At 70.7% G+C, this 3,345-nt stretch carries 3 protein-coding genes; 1 reads left to right on the top strand and 2 read right to left on the bottom strand.

From position 1 onward, the window contains the following. Together APM_RS12370 and cydD are read right to left on the bottom strand one after the other, a co-directional pair. Positions 1-865, bottom strand: an 865-nt coding sequence (locus APM_RS12370; protein ID WP_241763153.1) for an ABC transporter transmembrane domain-containing protein, incomplete at its 3' end; no start/stop codon positions are given. Beyond that, on the bottom strand, positions 865-2,547 hold the full coding sequence (gene cydD / locus APM_RS12365; protein WP_007423717.1) for a thiol reductant ABC exporter subunit CydD: 1,683 nt from the start codon (positions 2,545-2,547) through the stop codon (positions 865-867). The genes cydD and APM_RS12370, both read right to left, overlap by 1 nt. A gap of 201 nt (positions 2,548-2,748) precedes the next feature. Here cydD and panC point away from each other — a divergent pair. Next, the coding region (gene panC / locus APM_RS12360) for a pantoate--beta-alanine ligase (protein ID WP_007423716.1) at positions 2,749-3,345 on the top strand (597 nt) is incomplete at its 3' end.

The following is a 3,345-nucleotide window of genomic DNA, read 5'->3' as shown; positions in this document are numbered from 1 at the left end:
GGGCATGCCGCCCACTACCTCGAAGGCGGCAACGACGACGAACACCGCCACCACCACCGCGACCGGATTCGCGCCATGAATCAGCAGCACCGCAAGCAGTGCCGCCTGGGGTGGCCAGAAACGCGAGGCCCTGGAGCGCCCCTCCGCGCGCGGCGAGGTCGCGTTCGGCCCGGAACAGCCGCGATTCCTGCCATTGCACGCCGGCGAGCATCCGGCCCTCGGCCTCGTAGACCTTGATTTCGCGGAGTCCGGTCAGCGTATCGAGAACCGAAACCCGCAATGCGCCGCCCGCCTCGGTCTCGTCCGCCGCGGCCGCCCGCGCCGCGAGCATTGCCCGCCACGGCATCACGAAGGCGACCACGGCGAAGAGCACGAGCACCAGGGCGGCGGCGGTCTCGTCGTCGCGCGCGACCGCGACCAGCAGCACCGGCACCAGCATCGCCGCCCCGAGCAGGGGGATCAGCAGGCGCAGCAGCACGCCGTCCAGCGCCTCGATGTCGTTCACCAGCCGCGCCAGCACATCCCCGGAGCGGCGGAAGCCAAGGCCGCCGGCGGCGCTGCGCGCGAGCCCGCGGTAGAACCAGAGCCGCAGCGCCGCCAGCGCGCGGAATGTCGCGTCATGCGTCGTCAGCCGTTCAAGATAGCGCAGCACGACCCGCGCGACGCCGGTCACCTCCAGCGCCACCGGTACCGCGAGGGTGATGCCGAGCGCGGCGGCGGCGATATAGTGGCCGGCCGCCGCCATCAGCGCGATCCCGGCGGCAAGCGAGGCCAGCGCCACCAGCGCGCCGAACACGATCGCCGGCGCCTGCCGCCGCCAGATCAGGATCACCCGCAGCAGCGGCGCCAGCACGGAGTCCGTCATCACGCCACCCCCTCGAGCCGCGCGGTCTGTGCCGCGCCAAGATCGAGCTTGCGGCCGCTGAATTCATGCGCGAAGGCCGCGTGGCTGGCCAGCACCACGGTCCGCCCGATCGCCAGCCGCTTGAGGCTTTCCACCACCTCGCGCTCCGTCGCCGGATCGAGCTGCGCGGTCGGTTCGTCGAGCAGCAACAGGCTGGCGTCCTTGAGAAAGGCGCGGGCAATGGCGATCCGCTGCGCCTGCCCGCCCGACAGCCCGTAGCCGCCTTCGCCGATCCGCGTCGCCAGCCCCTCCGGCAGCCGCTCGGCAAATTCGTTCACGCGCGCAAGGCGCACCGCCTCCAGCAGTTCGGCCTCGCTCGCTTCCGGTCGCCCGAGCCGGATGTTTTCCTCGATCGTCCCGGCGAACAGCACCGGCCGCTGGCTGATGAGCGCTGTCATGCGGGCGAGCGCTGTCGGCACGATCGTCTCGATCGGTGCGCCGTTCAGCGTAATCCGCCCCGATTGCGGCCGGATATAGCCAAGCAGCAGCTCGATGATGGTCGATTTCCCCGATCCCGACGGGCCGACCAGCATCATCGTCTCGCCCGCGGGCAACTGGAAGCTCAGATCCCGCAGCACGGGGCCGCGTTCCTGGTCCCAGGCGAAGCCGACGCCTTCAAAGGCGATGGTGATGCCCTGGGCTGGCACATTGCGGATCGCGTCCGGCGGCACCGCCGCCACCGCCGGTTCGGGCAGGCCGACAAGGTCTTCGGCCGCGGTCTGTGCCGTCATCCGGTCCTGATACACGGCCGAGAAGGCGCGGAACGGCGCGAAGAATTCCGGCACCAGCAACACGCAGAACAATGCGGTCGGCGCCAGCGCCGTCTGGCCGGCGAGCAGCGGGCCGGCGAAGCGGATGGCAATTCCAACCAGTGCCGCCGCGGCAAGCAGGTCGAGCGCGGTGGCGTTGAGAAAGGCAACCCGCAATATGCGCATCGTGCGCAGGCGCAGTTCGTCCGCGGCGCGCCCAAGCGCTGCGGCCTCGGTTTCGGCGCGCCCCGCCAGCACAATGGTGGCGATGCCGCGCACACGGTCCAGGAAGCGGGTCTGCAGGCGGGCCATGGCGGTGAACTGTCGCCGGGCCGCGACGCCGGTGCCAATTCCGGTGATCGCCATGAACATCGGCACCAGGAGGCCGGCGCATGCGAGGATCACACCGCTGCGCCAGTCGGCGATCGCCGCGGCGAGAGCGACGAGCGCCGGCCCGATCGCGGCGAGCCGCGCCGCAGGAAGCCAGCGTCCGTGGAGCCCGTTCATCGCCTCGATCCGGTCGACGACGATGATCGAGAGTTCTGCCGAATGCCGCCCGCGCAGCAGCCCCGGCCCGGCGCTCATCAGCCGTCCCAGCGTATCGCTGCGCAGCCGCCGGCGCGCGGCGATGCCGAGCCGGCTCGCCTCGTGTTCCTGCCCGACGATCAGCGCGGCCCGCACCAGGGCGGCGGTGACGAAGCCGAGTCCAAGGAGCGCCGTCGGCAGCCGCCCCGGTGCGATCGCGGCGGCAAGCAACCCGGCCGCGCAGGCGATCTGCCCGATCGCAACCAGCACCGAGGCGATGCCGAGCCCGATCGCGAGCCGCGCGCGCCGTCCTCCAAGCCTGATTTCCTGACGGATCCACTGTTTCGCGGGAGACGATTGCCGTGCCATGCTGGCTACATATAAGCAGTTCGCCCATTTCAAAAGCGCGGCATCTCCTGCCGGTCGGTTGGCTCGCGGATTGTTTATGTTTTCACGAATATGTCACGCCGCCGCTTCCGTCATGCCGCATGTCCGCTGCCGGGCATGGACGCCGCGACCGGTTTCGCCCAAAAACCCCCGGCAACTCGTGGCCGTTCACGGAGAGACAGCATGCAGATCGTCCGCAATGTTCCGGATCTCCGCGCCGCCCGCGCGGCGCTGACGGATGGTGGCCGCGCCCGCCTCGCCCTGGTGCCGACCATGGGCGCGCTGCATGAGGGGCATCTCTCGCTCGTCCGCGCCGCGCGCGAGGCCGGCCACGTCGTTGCGGCGTCGATTTTCGTCAACCCCACCCAGTTCGGCCCGAACGAGGACTTCACCCGCTACCCGCGCGACCCCGAGCGCGACTGCGCCCTGCTCGCCGAAGCCGGGTGCGCGCTGGCCTGGCTGCCCGAGGTCTCCACGATGTATCCGCCCGGCGATGCCACCTCGGTCGAGGTTGCCGGCCTGTCCGTCGTGCTTGAGGGCGCGGTCCGTCCCGGCCACTACCGCGGCGTCGCGACGGTGGTGGTCAAGCTCCTGGGCCAGGTCCGTCCCGATGCCGCCTATTTCGGCGAGAAGGACTGGCAGCAGGTGCAGGTAATCCGCCGCGTCGCGGCCGACCTGTTCCTGCCGGTCGAGATCGTTGTCGGCCCCACCCTGCGCGAGAAGGATGGCCTCGCCATGTCATCGCGCAACCGCTATCTCGACCCTGCGGACCGCGCCCGT

Source organism: Acidiphilium sp. PM (assembly GCF_000219295.1).
In the GTDB taxonomy this organism is placed as follows: Bacteria; Pseudomonadota; Alphaproteobacteria; order Acetobacterales; family Acetobacteraceae; genus Acidiphilium; species Acidiphilium multivorum.
The sequence above is the reverse complement of the archived record's forward strand: the minus strand, read 5'-3'. Positions and strand labels throughout refer to the sequence as shown.